This is a genomic window from Granulicella cerasi, from assembly GCF_025685575.1.
GTDB classification, from domain to species: Bacteria; Acidobacteriota; Terriglobia; order Terriglobales; family Acidobacteriaceae; genus Granulicella; species Granulicella cerasi.
In genome coordinates, this window is record NZ_JAGSYD010000006.1 from 125,608 (window position 1) to 147,646 (window position 22,039).

Annotated in this window: 16 protein-coding genes; 9 read left to right on the forward strand and 7 right to left on the reverse strand. The window is 61.0% G+C overall.

Annotated features, from left to right (window positions below; translation table 11 throughout):
• The first annotated feature begins 9 nt into the window (after positions 1–9).
• Positions 10–1,416 (forward strand): aminotransferase family protein, encoded by a 1,407-nt coding sequence (locus OHL11_RS16820; RefSeq protein WP_263372705.1) that lies wholly within the window; start codon positions 10–12, stop codon positions 1,414–1,416.
• A gap of 143 nt (positions 1,417–1,559) precedes the next feature.
• Positions 1,560–4,091 carry a phosphocholine-specific phospholipase C gene (locus OHL11_RS16825; RefSeq protein ID WP_263372706.1) on the forward strand — a complete coding sequence of 844 codons (2,532 nt, stop codon included), beginning with the start codon at positions 1,560–1,562 and terminating at the stop codon, positions 4,089–4,091.
• Here the strand turns inward: OHL11_RS16825 and OHL11_RS16830 are convergent, their stop codons facing one another.
• Together OHL11_RS16830 and OHL11_RS16835 are read right to left on the reverse strand one after the other, a co-directional pair.
• Positions 4,092–4,766 (reverse strand): YdcF family protein, encoded by a 675-nt coding sequence (locus OHL11_RS16830; RefSeq protein WP_263372707.1) that lies wholly within the window; start codon positions 4,764–4,766, stop codon positions 4,092–4,094. It lies immediately after the preceding gene.
• A 97-nt stretch (positions 4,767–4,863) separates the two neighbouring features.
• Complete coding sequence (locus OHL11_RS16835; RefSeq protein WP_263372708.1) at positions 4,864–5,505, reverse strand: L-threonylcarbamoyladenylate synthase; 642 nt, start codon at positions 5,503–5,505, stop codon at positions 4,864–4,866.
• Between the two features lie 72 nt (positions 5,506–5,577).
• Between OHL11_RS16835 and OHL11_RS16840 the strand changes: the two genes are divergently transcribed.
• From OHL11_RS16840 to glgX, 4 genes are all read left to right on the forward strand, one after another.
• Positions 5,578–6,360, forward strand: coding sequence for a TrmH family RNA methyltransferase (locus tag OHL11_RS16840; protein ID WP_263372709.1), 783 nt, complete (start codon positions 5,578–5,580; stop codon positions 6,358–6,360).
• Entirely contained in the window at positions 6,360–7,688 is a 1,329-nt protein-coding gene (locus OHL11_RS16845; protein ID WP_263372710.1) for a replication-associated recombination protein A, read from the forward strand. The genes OHL11_RS16840 and OHL11_RS16845 overlap by 1 nt, the downstream gene beginning before the upstream one ends.
• 63 nt (positions 7,689–7,751) lie before the next feature.
• Positions 7,752–9,848: an NHL domain-containing protein gene (locus tag OHL11_RS16850; protein ID WP_263372711.1), complete on the forward strand. Its 2,097-nt coding sequence runs from the start codon at positions 7,752–7,754 to the stop codon at positions 9,846–9,848.
• 83 nt (positions 9,849–9,931) lie between these two features.
• The gene (gene glgX, locus OHL11_RS16855) at positions 9,932–12,097 is read left to right on the forward strand and encodes a glycogen debranching protein GlgX (protein ID WP_263372712.1); all 2,166 of its coding nucleotides are present in this window, start codon (positions 9,932–9,934) and stop codon (positions 12,095–12,097) included.
• 59 nt (positions 12,098–12,156) lie between these two features.
• Here the strand turns inward: glgX and rfbG are convergent, their stop codons facing one another.
• From rfbG to OHL11_RS16875, 4 genes are read right to left on the reverse strand one after another with little or no spacing between them, the layout of a single operon-like run.
• A complete protein-coding gene (rfbG, locus tag OHL11_RS16860) occupies positions 12,157–13,236 on the reverse strand; it encodes a CDP-glucose 4,6-dehydratase (protein ID WP_263372713.1) in 1,080 nt (359 codons plus the stop codon).
• Positions 13,237–13,241: 5 nt separating this feature from the next.
• On the reverse strand, positions 13,242–13,667 hold the full coding sequence (locus OHL11_RS16865; RefSeq protein ID WP_263372714.1) for a GtrA family protein: 426 nt from the start codon (positions 13,665–13,667) through the stop codon (positions 13,242–13,244).
• Positions 13,664–14,350, reverse strand: a complete 687-nt coding sequence (locus OHL11_RS16870; RefSeq protein ID WP_263372715.1) for a CDP-alcohol phosphatidyltransferase family protein — start codon at positions 14,348–14,350, stop codon at positions 13,664–13,666. Before OHL11_RS16870 ends, OHL11_RS16865 begins: the two co-directional genes overlap by 4 nt.
• 28 nt (positions 14,351–14,378) lie before the next feature.
• The gene (locus OHL11_RS16875; RefSeq protein WP_263372716.1) at positions 14,379–15,134 is read right to left on the reverse strand and encodes a hypothetical protein; all 756 of its coding nucleotides are present in this window, start codon (positions 15,132–15,134) and stop codon (positions 14,379–14,381) included.
• A gap of 11 nt (positions 15,135–15,145) precedes the next feature.
• On the opposite strand from OHL11_RS16875, the gene OHL11_RS16880 reads away from it, so the two are divergent.
• From OHL11_RS16880 to OHL11_RS16890, 3 genes are all read left to right on the forward strand, one after another.
• Complete coding sequence (locus OHL11_RS16880) at positions 15,146–16,141, forward strand: winged helix-turn-helix domain-containing protein (protein WP_263372717.1); 996 nt, start codon at positions 15,146–15,148, stop codon at positions 16,139–16,141.
• A 377-nt stretch (positions 16,142–16,518) separates the two neighbouring features.
• The gene (locus tag OHL11_RS16885; protein ID WP_263372718.1) at positions 16,519–19,380 is read left to right on the forward strand and encodes a ribonucleoside-diphosphate reductase subunit alpha; all 2,862 of its coding nucleotides are present in this window, start codon (positions 16,519–16,521) and stop codon (positions 19,378–19,380) included.
• Positions 19,381–19,406: 26 nt separating this feature from the next.
• The gene (locus tag OHL11_RS16890; RefSeq protein WP_263372719.1) at positions 19,407–20,543 is read left to right on the forward strand and encodes a ribonucleotide-diphosphate reductase subunit beta; all 1,137 of its coding nucleotides are present in this window, start codon (positions 19,407–19,409) and stop codon (positions 20,541–20,543) included.
• A 59-nt stretch (positions 20,544–20,602) separates the two neighbouring features.
• Here OHL11_RS16890 and OHL11_RS16895 read toward each other — a convergent pair whose 3' ends face one another.
• Complete coding sequence (locus OHL11_RS16895) at positions 20,603–22,030, reverse strand: M28 family metallopeptidase (protein WP_263372720.1); 1,428 nt, start codon at positions 22,028–22,030, stop codon at positions 20,603–20,605.
• Between the last annotated feature and the right edge of the window lie 9 nt (positions 22,031–22,039).

Consider the following 22,039-nt stretch of genomic DNA (forward strand, 5'->3'; position numbering starts at 1 on the left):
GCAACTGCTATGAGTTCAACTTCTTTGCCGTTTGGCAACCCGATGACTTCTGAAGAAGTCGTGCAGATCACCAAGGACACCAACTACGGCACCTGGCGCTACCAAAAGGGCTGGTCGCCGATGCATATCGTCGACGCCGAAGGCTGCTACCTGATCGACGCGAATGGCAAGCGCTACCTCGACTTCTCGTCGCAGCTGATGTGCTCGAACCTCGGCCACAAGAACCAGGTCGTCATCGACTCGATCAAAAAGCAAGCTGAGGATCTGGCCTATGCGATGCCGGGCTATGCAACGAACGCGCGTGCTGAGCTGTCGAAGCTGCTGCTCGAAGTGCTGCCGAAGGGCATCAACAAGTTCTTCTTCACCACGAGCGGAACGGACGCCAATGAAGCGGCGTTCAAGATCGCTCGCATGTACACGGGCAAGACGAAGATCATCTCGCGCTACCGTTCGTACCACGGCTCAACCTCCAGCTCGATTGCAGCAACGGGCGATCCGCGCCGTTGGCCGATGGAACCACGTGGCAAGGCGCAGGGCGTGATCTTTGCGCCGGAAGCGCATTGCTACAAGTGCCCGCTGAAGCACTCGTACCCGGATTGCGGTCTTGCGTGTGCTGACTACATCGAGCATATGATCCGCAACGAGAGCGATGTCGCTGCGGTATTGGTGGAGCCAATCGTCGGTACAAACGGCGTGATCGTTCCGCCGAAGGGCTACATGCAGAAGCTGCGCAAGATCTGCGACGAGAACGGCGTGTTGCTGATCGCTGACGAAGTGATGGCGGGCTGGGGCCGCACGGGTGAGTGGTTTGCCATGGACCTGTGGGGTGTAACGCCGGACATTCTCACGACCGCGAAGGGCATTACGAGCGCGTATGTGCCGCTCGGCCTTTGCGCGACGAGTGAGAAGATTGGCGACTTCTTCCAGGACAACTACTTCGCGCACGGCCACACGTATGAAGCGCATCCGATGACGCTGCTGCCGGCGGTGGCGACGATCAACGAGATGAAGCGTCTGAAGCTGGTTGAGCGTGCGAAGGAGTTGGAGCCGTTTGTGCACGAGAAGCTCGTCGCGCTGAAGGCGAAGCATCCGTCGATCGGTGAGATTCGTGGTCATGGATTGTTCTGGGCGGTCGATCTGGTGAAGAACCAGAAGACGAAGGAACCGTTCAACACCTACGCGGACAAGATCTCGGGCAAGGCGTTGCTGGTCGATCAGATCGCGGGTAAGTGCCTCGCCGAAGGTATGACGATTCAGGCGTGGGTATCGCACTTCGTGATCGCTCCGCCGCTTATCGTGACGAAGGAAGAGATCGAGTGGGGCATCAACCTGTTGGACAAGTGGCTGCATCTGGCGGATGAGCAGTGCATGCCGACGGAGGAGCCCGCATCGACCTCCGTAACCTCGGACGCGTAGTCTGACACCCGTAAACAACAAGGCCCGCCGCGTTTTGGCGGGCCTTGTTGTTTGCGCACGATGGAGTGCTTCACGGTCTCGTAACTTTGCCGCGTTACGCTTAGGTGAAATTCGATTCTCGCTGATGGGCGAAGGTGATTGCGGTGCAGACAAGGCGTGATTTTCTGAAGAAGGCCAGCATGCTGGCAGGTGCAACGGGCTTCGCAGCAGGTGTGCCGCTGGCGGTGCAGAAGGCTTTCGCGATTGCGCCTGATCCGGGCACCACATGGAAAGCCGCCGAGCACGTCGTCATCCTCATGCAGGAGAATCGCTCGTTCGATCACGCGCTGGGGACGCTGCAGGGCGTGCGTGGATTCAACGATCCGCGCGCAACGCGCCAGGCAAATGGGCAGTCCGTGTTTCTGCAGACAAGCCTGACGGGCGAGACGTACATGCCCTGGCGGCTCGATATCAAGGACACGAAGATCACGTGGATGGGATCGATCCCGCACTCGCGCAACAGCCAGGTGGATGCGTGGAACCACGGTCATCACAATGCGTGGATCGATGCAAAGCGTTCGAGCAACGCTGACTACCGTGACGTGCCGATCACGATGGGGCACTACACGCGTGAGGACATTCCTTTCTACTACGCCCTGGCCGATGCGTTCACCGTTTGCGATCAGCACTACTGCGGGGCCATGACAAGCACGACGCCGAACCGTTCGCTGCTGTGGACCGGTACGGTGCGCGATGAGCAGAAGGCGACCTCGGCGGTGTACATGCGTAACCCCGAGTTCAGCAGCGGACACCTGAAGTGGAAGACATTTCCTGAGCGCCTCACCGAGGCAGGGGTGAACTGGAACTGCTATCAGAATGAGATCAACGTGGCCACCTTTGAAGAGGGCGGCCATGACTGGCTCGGTAACGTCGGCAACGTGCTCGAGCACTTCGCCGCGTACAACGTGAACCTGTCGAACGCGAGCACGAAGAAGCTGCAGAAGAATATCGCTGACACTCAGCAGGAGATCGCCGCGCTGCAGCAGAAGAATGTCGACCCCACGATGAAGGACGATCTAAAGGCCGAGATCGAGCAGAAGCAGGCGCATCTCCAGGCCCTGCAAGCTCTCTTGGAGCATGGAGGATCGCTGTCGAATCTCTCGGCGACCGAGCAGGAACTTCACATGCGCGCGTTCACAACGAACGCAGGCGATGAGCACTATCACTCGCTGGAGACGCTTCACTTCGAGGACGGCGATCGCAAGATCAAGATGGATGTACCGAAGGGAGACGTACTCTATCAGTTCCGCAAGGACGTGAATGAAGGCACTCTGCCGATGGTCTCGTGGCTCGTGCCGCCGGGCAAGTTCAGCGATCATCCTTCTCACCCCTGGTATGGCGCGTGGTTCTTGTCGGAGGCGGTGGACATCCTCACGAAGAACCCCGAGGTGTGGAAGAAGACGATCTTCATCCTGCTCTATGACGAGAATGACGGATACTTCGACCATGCTCCTTCCTTTACCGCTGCCGAACCGGGCAATCGCGGAACGGGGCGCGCATCGGAAGGCATCGATACAGCGCTGGAGTACACGTATCACACGGACGAGATCGCGCAGGGGGTGAAGCCGAAGGACGCCCGCAGTGGGCCGATCGGGCTTGGCTTCCGCGTGCCGATGATCGTGGCTTCGCCTTGGAGCCGCGGTGGTTGGGTGAACTCTGAGGTTTGCGATACGACGTCGGTGATCCAGTTCCTTGAGGCATTTGTCGAAGCGAAGACGGGCAAGACGGTGAAGGAGACGAATGTCAGTGAGTATCGCCGCGCGATCTGCGGTGATCTGACCTCGGTCTTCCGTCCGGCGGACCACTCAGTGGCGCAGCTCCCATTCCTCGATCGCGACAAGTTTGTTGAAGGCATCGAGAAGGCGCGTTATAAGGAGATTCCGTCGAACTTCCAGAAGCTCACTGCAGAGCAGATGGCTGCGTACAACGCCGATCGACACAAGATGCCCGGAGCGGCCGCGCAGGAGAAGGGAATCCGCAACGCATGCGCGCTGCCGTATGAGATGTATTGCGAAGGCTCAATCAACGCGGAGCATAAGGTGTTCTCGGTGGCGATGCGAGCAGGAAACACGCAGCATGGAGCGAGAAGCGCAGGTGTGCCGTTCAACGTTTATCTGCGCAATACGAGCATGAACAGCGGTGTGGCGGCGCATGGTGACAAGAACCAGAATATGTTCGTTGCGTCCTACGCTGTGCGCGCTGGCGATACGCTGCGGGAGAACTATCCGCTGAAGGCGTTCAAGGACGGTCGATATGAGATCGACGTGCACGGCCCGAATGGTTTTTATCGCAGCTTCCGCGGGAACGTCGCGGAGGTGTCACCGATGTCGGTCGCTTGTGCGTATGAAAATGCCACCGGCCTGACGGGGAACGTTCATGCGAAGGTGAAGAACACCTCGACGAAGCCTGTGACGGTTACGGTCGTGGATCATTCCTATGGCCAGGGCACGCAGAGTAAGCAGATCGATGTCGGTCAGTCGGCTACCTTGACGATCACGTCGTCCAAGTCGCATGGCTGGTACGACTTCACCGTGAAGTCGGTGGACTCGGAGATGGCCGTTCACTATGCGGGGCACGTCGATACGGGCAAAAGCAGCTTCACCGATCCCTTGATGGGTGGCATGGTCGAAGTGTAGCTAGTTGAGCTTGCCTTCGAGCCAGCGGTGCATCCAGCTCACATGCAGGTTGGTGCGCAGGAAGGTATAGCTGAGCATCTCGTGCCACATGCGCTGCGCGGAGTCGATGGTGTCGATGCGGCCCACGGTGGCTCGCGGCGAGGTGTAGACCTTCAGACCTGCGCGACGGCATAGCAGCGCGATGCGAAAGAGATGCGTGCCGTCGGAGACGACGACGATGCTGTTGAAGTGGTTCTTGTGCGCGATGTCGGCGAGCAACTGCACCTGCTGCTCGGTGTCGATGGAGCGCGTCTCCGGGATGATGTGGTCGTAGGGGATGCCGTTCGCGAGCAGATAATCGCGACCGACGCCGCCCTCGGTCTTGCCGGAGTCTTTGTCCTGGCCGCCGCCGAGGGTGATGACGTAAGGCGCGATGTTCTTGTTGTAGAGCAGTACGGCTTTATCGAGGCGCGCGTGCAGCACGGGTGAGGGCCGGCCGCCATACTCCGCCGCCCCGAAGACAGCGATCGCGTCGGCCTGTTGCGCGTTGTCGATCTGTGCGGTGTCGTTGATCTGCCCGTAGAGCCAGAGGAACCAGCCGACGATTCCGAGCAACACGAGCACAAGCACGCTCACGAAGAATCGCTTCGCGGCGTTGCCTTGCTTGCGGCCTGAGTTGGATCGTCGTGTGCTCATCTTCAGCTAAAAGTTGGATGCGGCAGCAGGCGGCGTCGCTGCGAAAATGCTTGCCCTTCACCGCGATACGGGCGGCGTGTGTTGTTCAATAGCCTGTTTACTGCAGCGCCAGAGCGATTTCATGCGTGGGGATAGCACCCTCACGCAGGATCATCCAGGAGTTGCCGCCGCCGGAGAGATCGACGATCGTCGTGGGCAGCGTCCGTACGGTCTGGCCGCCATCAACAATCATCGGAATCAGATCGCCGAACTGCTCGAGCACGCAATTCGCCGAGGTGCATTCCGGCAGACCTGCAAGGTTCGCCGACGTCGCAGTGATCGGCACGCCGAGCCTGGAGACGATCGCGCGGCAGATCGGGGCTTCCGGGACGCGGATCGCGACGTTGCCGGTGTTCGCGGTAACGCGCAGGGGCAGCTTCGATCCCGCACGAACAACGAGCGTCAACGGACCGGGCCAGAAGCGTTCCGCGAGGCGATCGAACGCCCCATCGAGGTTGCGCGCAAGCTCGTAGCTTTGCGAGGTTTCTGAGAGCAACAGAGAGAGCGGCTTGTGGCGAGCACGCGTTTTGAGTTCGTAAATGCGGTCCACCGCGCGAAGGTTCACAGGGTCTACGGCGAGGCCGTAAAACGTGTCGGTGGGGACGGCAGCAACGCCGCCTCTTTGCAGCGTTTCGACAACATGCGCCACGAGGTGTGACTCGGGCTCTTCACGGTCCATGCGGAGAACTTCGGCGGTCAAGTGTGCTGTCCCTCTTTGCCTAGAAGGGTATCGCATTTACCTGTTGGTGGTGGCGCGTAAACTTGGAAGCGTATGCAATGGGCAGCGCACATTACGAGTCGCACCAACAGCCGGGTGAAAGCCCTGCGTGCAGCATTTGAAGGCAAGGCTTCGAAGCCCGGCGAGTTCGTCGGGCTGGAGGGCGAACACCTGCTGTCGGAGGCACACCGCTCCGGCATCGCGCTGGAAACAGTCTTCGTCCGCGAAGGCAGCGAACATCTGCTGGAGCGTCCTGCGCTCGCAGAGTTGCAGCCGACGGAGTGGGTGCTGCTCTCTCGCGAGGTCTTCGCAGGTGCCGTAGAGACGCACTCTCCGCAGGGCATCGCGGCGACGATGCAGATTCCGTTGCCATCGAACGACGGCGATGTGGCGTTGATCGTCGAAGACCTGCAGGACCCCGGGAACCTGGGTACGTTGCTGCGCTCTGTCGACGCTTTTGGTGGAGGTCGCGTGCTGGCTACCCTGGCGACCGTCAATCCGTGGAGCCCCAAGGTGATTCGATCGTCGGCAGGCAGCGTCTTCCGCATTCCCATGGAGCGGATGATCCTGCCCGAGATTCGCAAGCGCGTAGAGCGTGAAGGCGTGCAGGCATTCGCGGCAGTGGCACAGAGCGAGCGCGCGCAGTCGGTACTCGAGACGAAGTGGATAAAGCCGGTGGCGATCATGATCGGCAACGAAGGAGCAGGGCTTTCGAGCGAAGCGCTGTCGATGGCGACGGGACGTGTATGGATTCCATGCGCGGTGGAGAGCCTGAACGCCGGGGTGGCTGGATCGGTGCTTCTCTATGAGGCGATGCGCCAGCGGGGAGCGCTGTAATGGGGCTTTTTTCGACAGGACTACCTGCAAGCGATGAGCCGGTTCGCACCGCGCCGCTGGCCGAGCGTATGCGACCACGTTCACTCGACGAGTTCTTCGGGCAGACGCATCTGCTGGGGCCGGGCAAGCCGCTACGCCTGCAGATAGAGAATGACGACTCGGCCTCGCTGATCTTCTGGGGGCCACCGGGTGTAGGCAAGACGACCCTGGCGAAGATCATCGCGCGCGAGACTTCGGCGAGCTTCATCGAGTTCTCTGCGGTGTTGAGCGGCATCAAGGAGATCAAAGCCGTGATGGTCGATGCGGAGAAAGCTGCGCAGTTCGGCTCTCGCACGATCTTGTTCGTGGACGAGATTCACCGCTTCAACAAGGCACAGCAGGACGCGTTTCTGCCGTATGTCGAGAAGGGCACGATTCGCCTGATCGGTGCAACGACAGAGAATCCTTCCTTTGAGATCAATGCTGCGCTCATCAGCCGTTGCCGCGTGTATACGTTGCGTGCGCTCGAGCAGGATGAGGTGCTTGCGCTGTTGCGGCGAGCGCTTGAGAATACGGAGCGTGGCCTTGGCGCGCTGGCGCTGACGGCAAACGATAATGCGCTGGAGATGATCGCAAGCTATAGCTCAGGCGATGCGCGGAACTCACTGAACGCGCTGGAAGTGGCGGCAAAGCTGGCGACCGGTCGCGGCGAGAGTGTGTTGACGCGCGAGCTTGTAGGAGAGGCATTGCAGCAGCGGGTGCTGCTCTACGACAAGAAGGGCGAGCAACACTACGACCTTATCTCGGCGTTGCACAAGAGCGTACGCAACTCCGATCCCGATGCGGCGATGTATTGGCTGGGCCGCATGCTGCGTGGTGGCGAGGACCCGACGTACGTGGCGCGTCGCGTAGTGCGTATGGCCGTAGAAGACATCGGCCTCGCTGCGCCGGAGGCGCTGAACCTCTGCCTGAGCGCGCGCGATGCGATGCACTTCCTCGGCTCGCCCGAAGGGGAACTCGCGATTGCACAGGCGGTGGTCTACCTTGCGCTGGCGCCGAAGTCGAACGCGGTTTACAAGGGCTGGGGCGAGGTGTTGGCGGACATCGACAGCCGCCCCGCAGAGCCTGTGCCACTGCATATTCGCAACGCTCCAACGCGGCTGATGAAGGAGCTGGATTACGGGAAGGGCTACCAGTACGCGCACGATCTTGAGGGCAAGGTTGCGGCGATGGAGTGCCTGCCGGAGTCGCTGATCGGCCGTCGCTACTACGAGCCCACGAACGAAGGCCGCGAGAAGCTGCTGGCGCAACGGCTCGCTGAGGTCGATCGGCTGCGTCGCGGAGAGTAAGCGCACAACTTTAGCGATATGCTGTTGAACAGAATCCGCAAAACTTGCTGAGGAGGATTCCGTTTGCTGCTCGCTGCCGCATGGCTTCGCCGATGCGTGTTGATGCTCGTTGTGTGCCTGGCGACGTGTGTGCGCGTGCGTGCGCAGATCGCTCCGCTGGCACTGAAGCCTGCGGGCATCGCCTATGATGCGGCGGGCAACCTCTACATCGCCGACATGGCGCGCAACCAGGTGCTTGAGCAAACGGTCGGCGGCGCGCTGCTGGTGCTGGCGGGTACGGGGGAGCAGGGCTTTGCAGGCGATGGCGGCGTGGCAACGGCTGCGCTGCTGAATGCTCCGCAGGCGATTGCGGTAGACCGCGCGGGCATCGTCTACGTCGCGGACACCGGCAACGCGCGCGTTCGCTCCATCAGCACGAATGGCACCATCCAGACGATTGCGGGTACGGGAGTTCGCGGTTTCAGCGGCGATGGTGGCGCAGCCGCGAGCGCGCAGTTGCGCACGCCCGTGGGGCTAACCGTGCTGTCTGATGGAAGCCTATTGGTCTCCGATGCAGGCAATCAGCGCGTGCGAAAGATCGCGCCGGGCGGCATTATCACTACCTTTGCCGGCGTCGGTGCACAAGGCTTCGGCGGCGATGGCGGCCCGGCGGTATCGGCATTGCTGGATGGCCCGGAAGGTGTGGCGGCGTTAAGCGACGGCCGCGTGGTGATCGCGGACTCTCGCAATCATCGTCTACGGATCGTCGCGACGGATGGCACGATCACAACCCTCGCGGGCACGGGTGTGCGCGGTTATTCAGGCGATGGTGGCGCAGCCGCAGCGGCAGAGTTGTCATTGCCGCGAGGTGTGCTCGCGCTGAGCGATGGCAGCATCGTTTTTGCGGACGCCAACAATCAGCGTTTGCGACAGATCTCTGCGCAGGGCATCATCACCACCGTGGCGGCGAGCGGAACACAAGGCGCGGCAACGGACGGAGCCGTTGCGAATGCAGCCGCAGCGAACAACATGCGCGGCGTCGCGGCCTCGCCGTATGGAGCGCTTGCCTTCGCGGACTCGTCGAACCGTGTGATTCGCGCCTTGCTAGGGGACGGCGACGTCTATCATGCAGCTGCGATGAGCGCAGGAAGGAATTCGCAGGTAGCGCTCACGGCGACTGCCGCTACTGCGAGTGTGGCTATCACTGGACAAGCGGCCACGCCGCGGGGAGTCGTGCAGTTGCTCGACGGAGCCTCGCTGATCGCCACAGCAAATCTGAATTCAAGCGGAGCCGCGTCCTTTTCTCTAACTTCACTGACGCCGGGGGCGCACTCGCTGACTGCGCAGTATCTCGGCGACGGGTTCAACCCCGCCGCGACCAGCAGCGTTGTCACGCTTACGATCGTCGGCCAGCCCGCCGCGACCACCACGACACTGTCGAGCATTGCAAGCAGCTACGCCGGGATGCCGATGACGCTGCGCGCACAGGTAGCGGCCGCGCAGGGAACACCGACAGGTGCGGTGAGCTTTCTCGACGCGGGAAGCGTCGTTGCGCAAGCGCAACTCAGCGGCGGGAGTGCTGTCGCGGTCTGGCTGAACGCCGCAGCAGGTTCGCATTCGCTCGTCGCGAGTTACGGCGGCGATGCGAACTTCTCGGCAAGCGCGTCTACCGCACAAACTGCGATCGTCAACTTGCAACCGGATTTCTCGATCGCGACGAGCGGGAGCGCGAACCAGACGCTCCCCGTTGGTTCCGTCGCGAATTACACCTTAGGGTTGACCTCGATCAGCGGAGTCTTCAGCGGAGCGGTCGCGCTGAGCGCAAGTGGGCTGCCGAGCGGTGTGACCGTGACCTTCGCTCCTCCGCAGGTCGTGCCGGGAGCTGGCGGAGCCACCACGGTGATGTCTTTCCCCACGGACAAGCTCCTTGCTCAAAGCTTACTTAGCTCAGGGCTCTGGTACGCCATTTTCCTTCCGCTGGGAGCGCTTTCGCTCCGCCGCCGCTACCGCCGAGTGGCCTTCGCGTCGTTGCTGATCGGTCTTGCAGGGTGCGGAGCGCGAACGGTGCCGGACAGCTCGCTCAAGACGAAGCAGTACGCGATTACGGTGACAGGAACCGGGACGAATCTGGCGGGTGCGATCGTGACGCACAGCGCGACGGTTCAACTCACGGTCGAATAGCGTACGCGTTCGATACAGCTTTCCGCAGCCCAGCGTGCATCTACCTCTTTGAAAGCACTTCAGACGAGAAAGATACCGCCACTATGGAACGCAAGCTTCTTCCAGGTAAGCCCCATCCGTTGGGCGCGACCGTGACTTCGCAGGGCACCAACTTTGCCATCTACTCCGAGAACGCCACCCGCGTCACCGTCTGCTTTTTCGACGACGACGGTAAGCAGACCGATTGCGTCGATCTCAAAGAGACGACCGCCTTCGTGTGGCATGGCTTGGTGAAGGACATTAAGCCGGGCCAGCGTTATGGTTACCGCGTGGATGGACCGTGGGATCCGGCGAACGGCCATCGGTTCAATCCGGCGAAGCTGTTGGTCGACCCCTACGCCGAGGCGATCGCCGGCGAGCCCGACCATAAGGGCCCGATCTATCCGTACGACGTGATGAGCGGCGACGACATGAAGAAGGACGAGCAGGATTCGGCCGCGTATACGCCGAAGTCTGTCGTGGTCGATGGCCATTTCGACTGGGGCAATGATTGCCCGCCCGAGACGCCGATCGCGGAATCGATCATCTACGAGATGCATGTGCGTGGATTCTCCAAGCGCAATCCTGATATCCCCGAAAAGCTCCGCGGTACTTATGCAGGCCTTGCGCATGAGTCGAGCATCGCGTACCTGAGAAAGCTTGGCGTCACGGCGGTGGAGTTGCTGCCTGTGCATCACTTCATCGATGAAGGCCATCTTGCCGATCGCGGTCTGCATGACTACTGGGGCTACAACACGCTGGGCTACTTCGCTCCGATGGCGCGTTACAGTTCCTCCGGCGACGACGGCCAGCAGGTCGTTGAGTTCAAAGAGATGGTGAAGGCGTTGCACGCCGCGGGCATCGAAGTCATTCTCGATGTGGTGTACAACCACACCTGCGAAGGCAACGAAAAGGGGCCGATGCTCTCCTTCAAGGGTGTCGATAATTCGGTGTACTACCGCACCGTGCAGGACAGCCCGCAGCATTACATGGACTACACGGGAACGGGTAACACGCTGAACGTGTACCACCCGCAGGTGCTGAAGCTTTTGATGGATTCGCTGCGCTATTGGGTGACCGAGATGCACGTCGACGGCTTCCGCTTTGATCTCGCATCAACGCTCGCTCGCGAGCTGCACGACGTGAACAAGCTCGGCGCGTTCTTCGATACGATTCATCAGGACCCGACGCTGGCCGACGTGAAGCTGATCGCTGAGCCTTGGGATGTTGGTGAGGGCGGCTACCAGGTGGGCAACTTCCCCGTGCTTTGGGCGGAGTGGAACGGTAAGTATCGCGACACCGTCCGTCGCTTCTGGAAGGGCGACAACGGTGTGTTGTCAGACTTCGCTTACCGCATCTGTGGCTCGAGCGATCTGTATCAAGGCGACGGCCGCAAGCCTTCGGCATCGATCAACTTCATCACGGCGCACGATGGTTTCACGCTGTGCGATCTCGTCAGCTATAACGAGAAGCACAACGAAGCCAACGGCGATAACAACACCGACGGCGCGGACAACAACGACAGTTGGAATATGGGCGCGGAAGGCCCGACCGACGACGAGAATGTGAACAATTTGCGTGAGCGTCAGACGCGCAACTTCCTGACGACGCTGCTGCTGAGTCAGGGCGTTCCGATGATCGCCGGTGGTGATGAGTTTGCGCGTTCGCAGATGGGCAACAACAACTGCTACTGCCAGGACAATGAACTCACCTGGTACGACTGGAACCTCGACGAGCCGCGCAAGCGTCTTCACGACTTCACGGCGCAGCTGATTCAACTGCGCAAGGACCATCCGAACCTGCATCGCCGCAAATTCTTCCAGGACTCGCAGATTCGTGGGTCCGTGGTGCGCGATGTGACCTGGTTCGGCACCGACGGTAACGAGCTTTCGGAAGAGGTGTGGAACGAGCCGTGGTCCAAGTCCGTGGCCGTGATGTTCAACGGCAAGACGCTCAACCAGATGGATGAAGATGGACAGAAGATCGTCGATGACAGCTTCCTGATCATCTTCAACGCATCGGACCAGGGCGTGGAGTATACGCTGCCTGATCCTCCGAGCAAGTCGCCGTGGCGGCAGGTGCTCGACACCGAGAACATCGCAGATCCGTTCGCAGAGAGCGAAACGCACGACAAGGCGATCGTCGGTGGACGCGCGATCCGCGTCTATAGCGACAGTGTGGAGAGCGTCGCGAAGTCGGCTTCGAAACAGCGTCCGGCACGAACGATCTAACTCAATCAACTTACAAGTAAGGCAGGCCGGACATCTGTCCGGCCTGCCTTACTTATGGCTTAGAGTGATTCGTAGGAGGAGATCTGACGAAGCGTGAAGGCTTGCATATCTTCGCCCGCTTGCCATGCCTTGTACCAGTCCACGAGCCAATCCAGCGCACTCGCCAGTGGCAGGTGAGGTTGCCACCCTAGTTCATCACGAGCGCGGTCCGTATTGAGCTTCAGATATTGCGCTTCATGCACATGGTCGCTTGTGTCGAGTTCCCACGTCGCGCCCTCACCCCAGCGCTGGCTCATATGCTCAACGATCCAACTCACGGGCTTGGCATCTGCATCTGCGGGGCCGAAGTTGAAGGCCGTGGCATAACGTGAGCGCTCGTCCGAGAGCAGATGCTCTGCAAGCGCTATGTAACCGGCAAGAGGCTCCAACACATGCTGCCAGGGGCGCACAGCATTGGGGTGGCGGATGTTCACTGCTTCTCTCGCGAGGAAGCCGCGAATCAGGTCAGGAAGCAGTCGGTCTTGCGACCAGTCGCCGCCGCCGACGACATTGCCAGCGCGCGCTGTGGCGATGGCACACCGATGCTCGTGAATACGGTCGAGCGGGAAGTAGCTACGCCGATAAGCGGCGGTGACGATCTCCGCACATGCCTTCGACGAGGAGTAAGGATCGTATCCGCCGAGTGGATCACCTTCGCGGAATGGCTCGGCCGTTTCAGGGTTTTCGTAGACCTTATCGGTCGTCACGGAAACGACGGCTCGCACAGACGGCGTGCGGCGCACGGCATCGAGCAGGCGAGCCGTGCCAAGTACGTTGGTCTCGTAGGTGCCCAGGGGATCGTCATAGCTTGCGCGCACGAGTGGCTGTGCGGCCAGGTGAAAGATGACCTCTGGCGCGAAAGCTTGCAGCGATGCTTCGAGCTGTGCGCCGTTGCGAATATCTCCGCGCACGTCTTCCATCATCGACGCGACGCGCGCATCGGTGAAGAGATTCGGCGTCGTCGAAGGATCGAGCGCATAGCCGCGAACAACAGCGCCTTTGCTCGCAAGCCAGAGCGCGAGCCAACTGCCTTTGAAGCCCGTGTGTCCTGTGAGGAAGACGCGTTTGCCGCGCCAGAACTCTGCTGAAATCGTCGGCATGATCGCTAACAGGATACTTCGCCGCGCCTTCGCGACGCGAGCGGAGATGCGGAGGCGAAGACCCAACGTTCGCTCGCGGCGAAGTTGATGAGCGAGCAGGCAATGATCGTCATGGCGGCCGCGATGACTGGTGGGCATCGCATGATGCTTACCAGAATCGGCATCAACACGAGGTTGCCGACGCAAGAGACAAGGCCGTTCGTAAGGTGGAAGCGCAGCAGCGACTGCGGCCACGATGCGTTCGTGTTTTGCCACGTCCACCGGCGATGCCAGAGGAAGTTGTGAAGCAGCGTGATCTCCAGCGCGAGTAGCGATTCCAGCATGTAATGCCGCGGCGCGAAGCGATGGAGCAGGGCCACGGAAGAGAGTTGCAGCGCGGCACCCATGATGCCGACTCCATTGAAGCGTAGCCAGCGTTCAAGCCGTGTCATGCCCGCGGCTCCTCGCGAAAGAGCTGCGCGGTGTGTTTTGCCGCGCACCAGGCAGCCATGGCGAACATGCAGAACGAAGCGATGACGCCCCCGATGTCGAAGAGCAGGAAGCTGTATCCGAAGAGGTGAGCGTTTGGCGAGTGCCACAGTGCGGCTGCGCCGCAGCAGAGCAGGATGCGGATCTCCGTAGGACCGAAGAGTGCGTGGGAGAGCTCGAACTTGCCGAGCGTATAGGTCGCAAGGAAGCTTTCGGCCGAGAGCAGCAGGAAGCCGATGAGCATCGCCATCGCCACGACCGCATGGACGTACGGCGACAGCGCAAGGCCGCCCATGAGCGCGAGCGCGCCGAAGAGGTCCACGACGTGATCGGCGTAGAAGCCGAAGCGCGGACGCTCCTGCCGTCGCACGCGTGCCAGGGTTCCGTCGAGGCTGTCGCCCAGCCAGTTGAGCACGATGGAGATCGGCACAAGCAGCAGGAAGCGCCGGTCCCAGTGCGTCATCGCGAAGCTCGCGCCTGCGGAGATTTGAGCGAGGAAGCCGAGTAGCGTGAGGTGGTCGGAGTTCACGAACGCAGGCGTGCGCTCCGCGAGCCAGAGGAGTGTACGTTTCTCCAATGCTGCGGTCAGCGAGCGGTTGACGCGCGTGGCGTGGGCGAAGGTAGGAAGGGCTGTGGTCGTGGACATGGTGTTCTCCTGGCTCTGCGAGGACGTCTTAGCGGGCGTGGCGCAGCGCGTCGGCGACGTGCTGCAGGGTGAACGCGAGGGACTCGCGCGGAATGCTCTCGACGAAGGGGCGGACAGCCCAGCCGAGGCCGGTCGGGATGTCGCGCGTGAGCGAGAGTGTTTCGAGCCGCACGTACAGACCGCCGTCGCGCTCCCACCAAAGCCAGTAGGTGTTCTGTCGCCACAGGAAGCCGTGGTTCTCGCGGTCGCTCAAACTGTGTTCGCCGGCGGTACCTGCATTAGCGATCTCGTCAACGCGCGTGGAGCGCGAAATGCTGTAGCCCTGTGCGGGGAAAGTGGTATCGAAGTGGCCGTCGAGCACCACGGTCAACACGTGGTGCTGCCGGAGGCGCATCACGCTGAGCAGGTGACCGGGCGGAGAGGGCAGGGCGGTGGCGCGCTCGACCTGCGGAGCGAAACGCTGCGGGAACCGGTTCACGTCGCGCAGGAGCGCCTGCAGCTCATCGGCACGCCCTCCCGGCAGGAAGAAGTCGCCCTGCCAGTGATGCAGCATTGCGCCTCGGAGGTCTGGCGGCGGCAGATCCGGCGTCATCCGCCGGAGCGTTGGCTGGCCTTCGTGGACGCTCGCGAAGGCGGCCTTCTGGCGAGGAAGGCGAGCTTCCACCTCTGCCGCATAGCGGTCGAAGGCATCGTTGTTGGCTCGGCTGGGAACCTCAGCCTGGGCGATGCCGCAGGTGAGGACGGCCACGCACATCAAAAGAAGGAACGAGAAGATCGGCTTCATGGTTCCTGAGTGTGGCCGCCGCTCGCGAGCGCGGCAATGGAAAGAGGCTCAAACTCACCTCAAACGAATCTCACGGCGGAAGTGGTCTGAATTGTGAGGTTTACCGGGGGGCCTTAGTGGCGTGTGATGAGCCTTCTCGCGGCGAGTTCGGTACACTGGCGCGAGCCATGAGTTCCCAGCCCACGCCCAACCCGGCCGCACCGCTCTATCGTTTCGGCGATTTTGAGCTGGATGCAGCGACCGGAGAACTGCGGCATCGTGGGATGCGGGTGCGGATTCATGTGCAGCCCTTGCAGGTCCTGCAACTGCTGCTGGAGCGACCGGGCGAGCTGGTGACGCGCGAGGATCTCTGCGCCGTCCTTTGGCCAACGGGCACCTTCGTGGATTTCGAGCACGGCGTGAACTCAGCCATCAATCGCCTGCGCGAGGCGCTGGGCGATAGGGCATCCGCCCCGAAGTTCGTGGAGACGCTTGCGCGCCGGGGTTACCGGTTTGTGGCACCGGTGGAGAAGATCCTGCGGGATGCTGAAGCTTCCAAGCCTGTAGTAGAAATCACGGCGAAGCCCGAGTGGACGCTGCTGGCTCAACCGGAAGATCTCCCGAGTAGCTCACCGCAGCTCGTGCGCGGACTCTTCCTGGCGCTGCAGGCGATGTACCTCGCGTTCTACGTGGGCACGCTGGCCAACCTCGCCGAGGTCCACGACCTGCTCTCACCCTGGCCGGAAGGCGTCTTCACAACCGTCTGGGTGTCTGCGGCGCTGCTGATCGCGGTGAGGCTTTTCCTCATCTCTGCGGTGCTGTTTTCGGCGCCCGGTTTTCGCTTGAGGTTCCTTCGGATGTGGCCACTACTGCTTGTGGTCGACCTCGGATGGGCTCTGGGGCCGATTTTGCTCCTGCACCACCTCAGCGTGGGAGCCGCGATCGCCTGTATTGTCCCGCTGATTTACGCACCCTTTGCCCAAAGATCACTGGTTTTGATGGGTGCTGCAGAGAATCTTCAAGCGTGACGCGGGTTCGCCCGGGCATTCTATGATCCTGCACGATATCCACAAAATCTAGTGTTGCAACTGGGGAAACGCCCAGATATAGTTGCCTCATTCCGATGGTTGCGCCGAATGGCGACAAACGGCGTGAGGGAGTCCGGTGCAATTCCGGAGCCGCTTCTTGCGGTCACAGCAGAGACTGAACGCCAGGGTACGAGCCGCTTTTTTGACGCGGACTCGACCCCCAGACGGCTCATCCTCTGGCCCTGAAAACAGCCACCGGGAAACAAAGAATACGAACCGCCTTCGAGGGAAGGCGAGGAAGCAATAGTCCGACGAGGCGTTCCGACTCGCGGCACCGTTGTCTCTTCGCTCGACCATCTACGGCAAGGAGACGCTCCATGGCAGCCCACACATCGCCCAGCTTTTCGCCTCAACCGCCAGTCCCGATGTCCTCCGAGGCGGAGGCCGTGACTGCACTGCGTGTCGTTCGTCGCGACGGCGCCGTTTCTCCCTTTGATGCAAACAAGATTTCCGTGGCGATCTCGAAGGCTTTCGTGGCCGTCGAGGGCACGGGTGCGGAGGCTTCGGCCCGCATTCACGAGTCTGTGCGTAAGCTCACGTCGCAGATCGTAGGCGCGCTCGAGCGCCGCGCTGGCGGCTCGCGCACCATTGAGATTGAAGACATTCAGGACCAGGTCGAACTCGCGCTGATGCGTTCGGGCGAGCACAAGATCGCGCGCGCTTACGTGCTGTATCGCGAAGAGCGCTCCAAGCAGCGCCAGGCGGCTCCGGAAGTTGCTGCTGCTGCCACGTCGAGCCCGGCCTACAAAGTAAAGCTTCCCGATGGCCGTGTGGAGCCGTTGGATGATGCACAGTTGCTGAAGACGATCGAGGCGGCATGCGCCGGTCTCGAAGGCGTCTCCGTGCAGGAAGTGCTCTCCGAAGTACGCCGCAACCTTTACGACGGCCTGCAGCTCAAGGAGCTTGGCCTGGCGCAGGTGATGTCGGCCCGCACGCTCGTTGAGAAGGAACCGAACTACGCTTACGTCAGCGCACGCTTGCTGTTGAACCTGCTCCGCAACGAAGCCATCGGCTTCATCATGCCGGCGGCACAGCAGAACACGCAGGCTGGCATCAATGTCAGCTACGCCGAGTACTTCCCGGAGTACGTGAAGAAGGCCGTCGAGATGCAGTTCCTCGACCGCGAACTCGGTGCGTTCGACCTGCCGCGCCTCGCTGCCGCGCTGAAGCCCGAGAACGATGGCAAGTTCCAGTTCCTCGGTCTGCAGACGCTGTACGATCGCTACTTCCTGCACAAGGGAGGCATCCGCTTCGAGCTGCCGCAGGCATTCCTGATGCGCGTTTCGATGGGCCTTGCGATCCGCGAGCTCGATCGCGATGCGCGTGCCATTGAGTTCTACAACCTGCTTAGCTCGTTCGACTTCATGTGCTCGACGCCGACGCTCTTCAACGCCGGTACGCTGCGCCCGCAGCTCTCGTCGTGCTTCCTGACGACGATCGGTGATGACCTCGACGGCATCTTCAAGTCGATCAAGGACAACGCTCTGCTCTCGAAGTACGCCGGCGGCCTCGGCAACGACTGGACCCCGGTACGCGGCCTCGGCTCGCACATCGCTGGCACCAACGGCCAGTCGCAGGGCGTGGTTCCTTTCCTCAAGGTTGCGAACGATACGGCGATTGCGGTGAACCAGGGCGGCAAGCGTAAGGGCGCTGTGTGCGCTTATCTCGAGACGTGGCACATCGACGTCGAGGAGTTCCTCGACCTGCGCAAGAACACCGGTGACGATCGTCGCCGTACGCACGATATGAACACGGCGAACTGGATCCCCGATCTCTTCATGGAGCGCGTGGAGAAGGATGCGAGCTGGACGCTGTTCTCGCCGGACGAAACGCCTGATCTGCACGACCTTTTCGGCAACGCGTTTGCAGAGCGCTATGCGTTCTACGAAGCGAAGGCGCAGAAGGGCGAGATGAAGGTCTCCAAGTCGATCCGCGCTGTGGACCTGTGGCGCAAGATGATCTCGATGCTGTTTGAGACCGGCCACCCGTGGATCACCTTCAAGGATCCGTGCAACCTGCGTTCGCCGCAGCAGCACATCGGCGTGGTGCACTCCTCGAACCTCTGCACGGAGATCACGCTGAACACGAACGCGAAGGAAATCGCGGTGTGCAACCTGGGTTCGGTGAACATGGCCAACCACACGACGCCCGATGGTCTCGATGAAGTTCGCATCAAGAAGACGGTAACGACGGCGATGCGTATGCTCGACAACGTCATCGACATCAACTTCTACACGGTGCCGGAGGCGCGCAATTCCAACCTGCGTCATCGTCCGGTAGGCATGGGCGTGATGGGCTTCCAGGACGCGCTGTACACAATGCGCATTCCGTTCGCTTCGGAAGCTGCTGCGAAGTTCGCTGACACCAGCATGGAGCTGATCAGCTATCACGCGATCGCGGCTTCTGTGGAGCTTGCTGCAGAGCGCGGCCGCTACCCGACCTTTGAAGGCTCGCTGTGGAGCAAGGGCATCCTGCCGATCGACTCCATCAGCATTCTGCAGAAGAACCGCTCGCACCTGTTGAACCTCGACCTGTCGTCGACGCTGGACTGGAACGGTTTGCGCAAGAAGGTTGTCGAGATCGGCATGCGTAACTCGAACACGCTGGCGATCGCACCGACCGCGACGATCTCGAACATCTGCGGTGTCACGCAGTCGATCGAGCCGACGTATCAGAACCTCTACGTGAAGTCGAACATGAGCGGTGACTTCACCGTCGTGAACGCTTCGCTGGTGCATGACCTGAAGGCGCGCGGCCTGTGGGACGAAGTGATGGTCTCGGACCTCAAGTACTTCGACGGTTCGCTGGGGCGCATCGAGCGCATTCCCGAAGACCTGCGCGAGCTGTACGCGACGAGCTTCGAGATCGAGCCGACCTGGATTGTGCAGTCTGCTGCACGCCGCCAGAAGTGGATCGATCAGGCGCAGTCGTTGAACCTCTACATCGCGCAGCCGAACGGCAAGAAGCTCGACGCGCTCTATCGCGAAGCATGGCACGCTGGCCTGAAGACGACCTACTACCTGCGTTCCAGCTCGGCAACGCACGTGGAGAAGTCCACGGTGAAGCGCACCGACGGCAAGCTGAACGCAGTGGCCGTGGCCCCTGCAGCAGTCGCCGCTGCCGTCGCCGCGCCGAAGCAGTGCGCGATTGACGATCCCGAATGCGAAGCTTGCCAGTAAGCCCCCGGAAAGAGAAGGAATAGACAATGCTGGATTGGAACGAACCTGTACAAGAAGACAACTCGGTTCTGGTGCTTACGCAACCCTCGCATGAGGACATCGCGGGCAACGACCCGACCGGTCTCGGCCAGATCAACCGTGGCGCCGCGCGTGTTCGCGTGGACGACAAGGCGATGATCAACTGCCGCGCCGACGTGAACCAGCTCCTGCCGCTCAAGTACAAGTGGGCGTGGGAGAAGTATCTCGCCGGTTGCAACAATCATTGGATGCCGACGGAAGTTTCCATGCAGGCGGACATCGCTTTGTGGAAGTCGCCGAACGGCCTCACCGATGATGAGCGTCGTGCGATCAAGCGCAACCTCGGCTTCTTCGCTGCGTCGGAGTCGTTGGTCGCGAACAACATTGTGCTGGCGATCTATCGTCACCTCACTAACCCTGAGTGCCGCCAGTACCTGTTGCGTCAGGCGTTCGAAGAGGCTGTGCACACGCACACCTTCCAGTACATCGTGGAGTCGCTTGGTCTGGATGAAGGCGAACTCTTCAACATGTACCGCGAAGTGCCGTCGATCACCGAAAAGGCGAGCTGGGCGATCAAGTACACCCAGCACCTGAGCGACACGAACTTCGAGACCGGCACCGCTGACGCCGATCAGGCTTTCGTGCGCGATCTCATCGCGTTCTACGTCGTCTTCGAAGGCATGTGGTTCTACACCGGTTTCGCGCAGATCCTCTCGCTCGGACGCCGCAACAAGATGGTCGGTATCGCCGAGCAGTACCAGTACATCCTGCGCGATGAGTCGATCCACTTGAACTTCGGCATCGACGTCATCAATCAGATCAAGGCAGAGAATCCGCACATCTGGACTGATGCGTTCCAGGAAGAGGTTCGCGGTATGTTGCGCTCTGCGGCAGAGCTTGAAGCGGCTTATGGCCGCGACACGATGCCCACGGGCTTCCTTGGCTTGAGCGCCGCATTGTGCGAACAGTACATGCACTTCATCGCGAACCGTCGCTGCGCACAGATCGGCCTCGAGGCTGTCTTCCCGGCTACAGAGAACCCGTTCCCGTGGATGAGCGAAGCGATGGACTTGAAGAAGGAGAAGAACTTCTTCGAGACGCGCGTGATCGAGTACCAGAACGGCGGATCGCTTACCTGGGAGTAGCTTTCAACTACAAATGCGAAAGGCACGGCGCGAGCCGTGCCTTTCGCTTTGCATGAAAGCTACTGACGACGTTCAGGCATGGGCGGTACGGCTTGACTGCAGTGCACGAGCGCCTTATCGCAGGCCTCGACACCGAAGAAAACATTGTCCTTCGACACAGGCAGCGTCAACTCATGCGCGTCGGTGGAGACAAAGCGCTGCCACTCGTTCTCTGCCGTATCGCGCCAGACAATGCGGTATGCGAGTTCGCCAGTAGTGGGCGCGGCGGGGACCTCCCACTTGAGTGTTGTGTTGTTATCGAGGTTTGAGGTCACCACGCGCACGTTCTGCGGAATGCCTGGAGAGCTTGCGAGCGAGGCGAGCGTCGCCATGTTCAAGCGGGCCACGTTGGCGATGTAGTTGAAGTCGTCATACTTGAGCAGATCGCCGTACTCGACACCATTCTCTGTGTGAACGTGCTGGTGCTGGTGGTTGAAGTTCTCGCGCCACTCAGTGAAACGGATAGCAGGGAAGTCAAGCGCCGAAAACGACGAGTGATCGCCCCCGCGGAGGAAGCGGTCAAGGCGAAGCTCCATCACGGCATCGAACCGTTTGGGCTGCGCAGGAAAATAGCTGCGGTCCACTGCGAGGACGAAGCGTGCCAACTCGCGCGACGGCGAGTCGTTCTCGAGGCCGAGCGTGATCTCTTTCGCGATCTCCTCCGTCGATGCGTGAGTGTTGATGCCTTGTGAGAAGACGCGCACGAGCGACTTGTTCTGCAGCTTCTCGCCGGGCGTGGTGTCGCCGCCGACGATATCGTTGTTCAGCACGCCTTCGAGCTGCCAGCCCTCTTTCTTCGCAAGCTGCGCAAGATGCTTGCTGCCATTCAACCCCTGCTCTTCGCCCGCAACGGCAACGAAGACGAGCGTTGCCGGGAAGTGCAGCTTCGACAGCACACGCGCCGATTCCAGCGAAACGGCCGTTCCTGAAGAATCATCGTTCGCACCCGGAGCGAAGTCGTGAGTGTCCATCACATCCGCAACGCGCGTGTCGTAGTGACCGGTGACGAGGTACATACGCTTCGCTGCTTGCGGATCGCTGCCGCGCAGAATCGCGTAGACATTGCGCAGCCGGGTGGGCTCGGTGATACGTGCAAACTTGCCGGTGCCTGCGGGTTCGATGAAGTCGTCGACCTTCACTTCGAGACATCCACCGCATTGGGCGCTGATGGCTTTGAACTGCTGCTCAATCCAGTCACTCGCCGCGAGCACACCGGTGTTTGGCGGAAGGTCCTTTGTGTTCGAGGAGATCGTGCTGCGGTTCTGAAACTTCACCAGCGTCGCGATGTTGCTCCTGATGCTGTCGGGGGAGACGCCTCGCAGGGCTGCGGCGATCTTCGCATCTGCAGGCTGCTTCGCAAGCGGCTTTCCATACGCCAGCGAGTCCCGCGTTTGAGCAGAGCAGACTCCGGCTGCCAGCAAGGTCGTGGCGAGAACAACGTGTTTCATCGGGCTTCT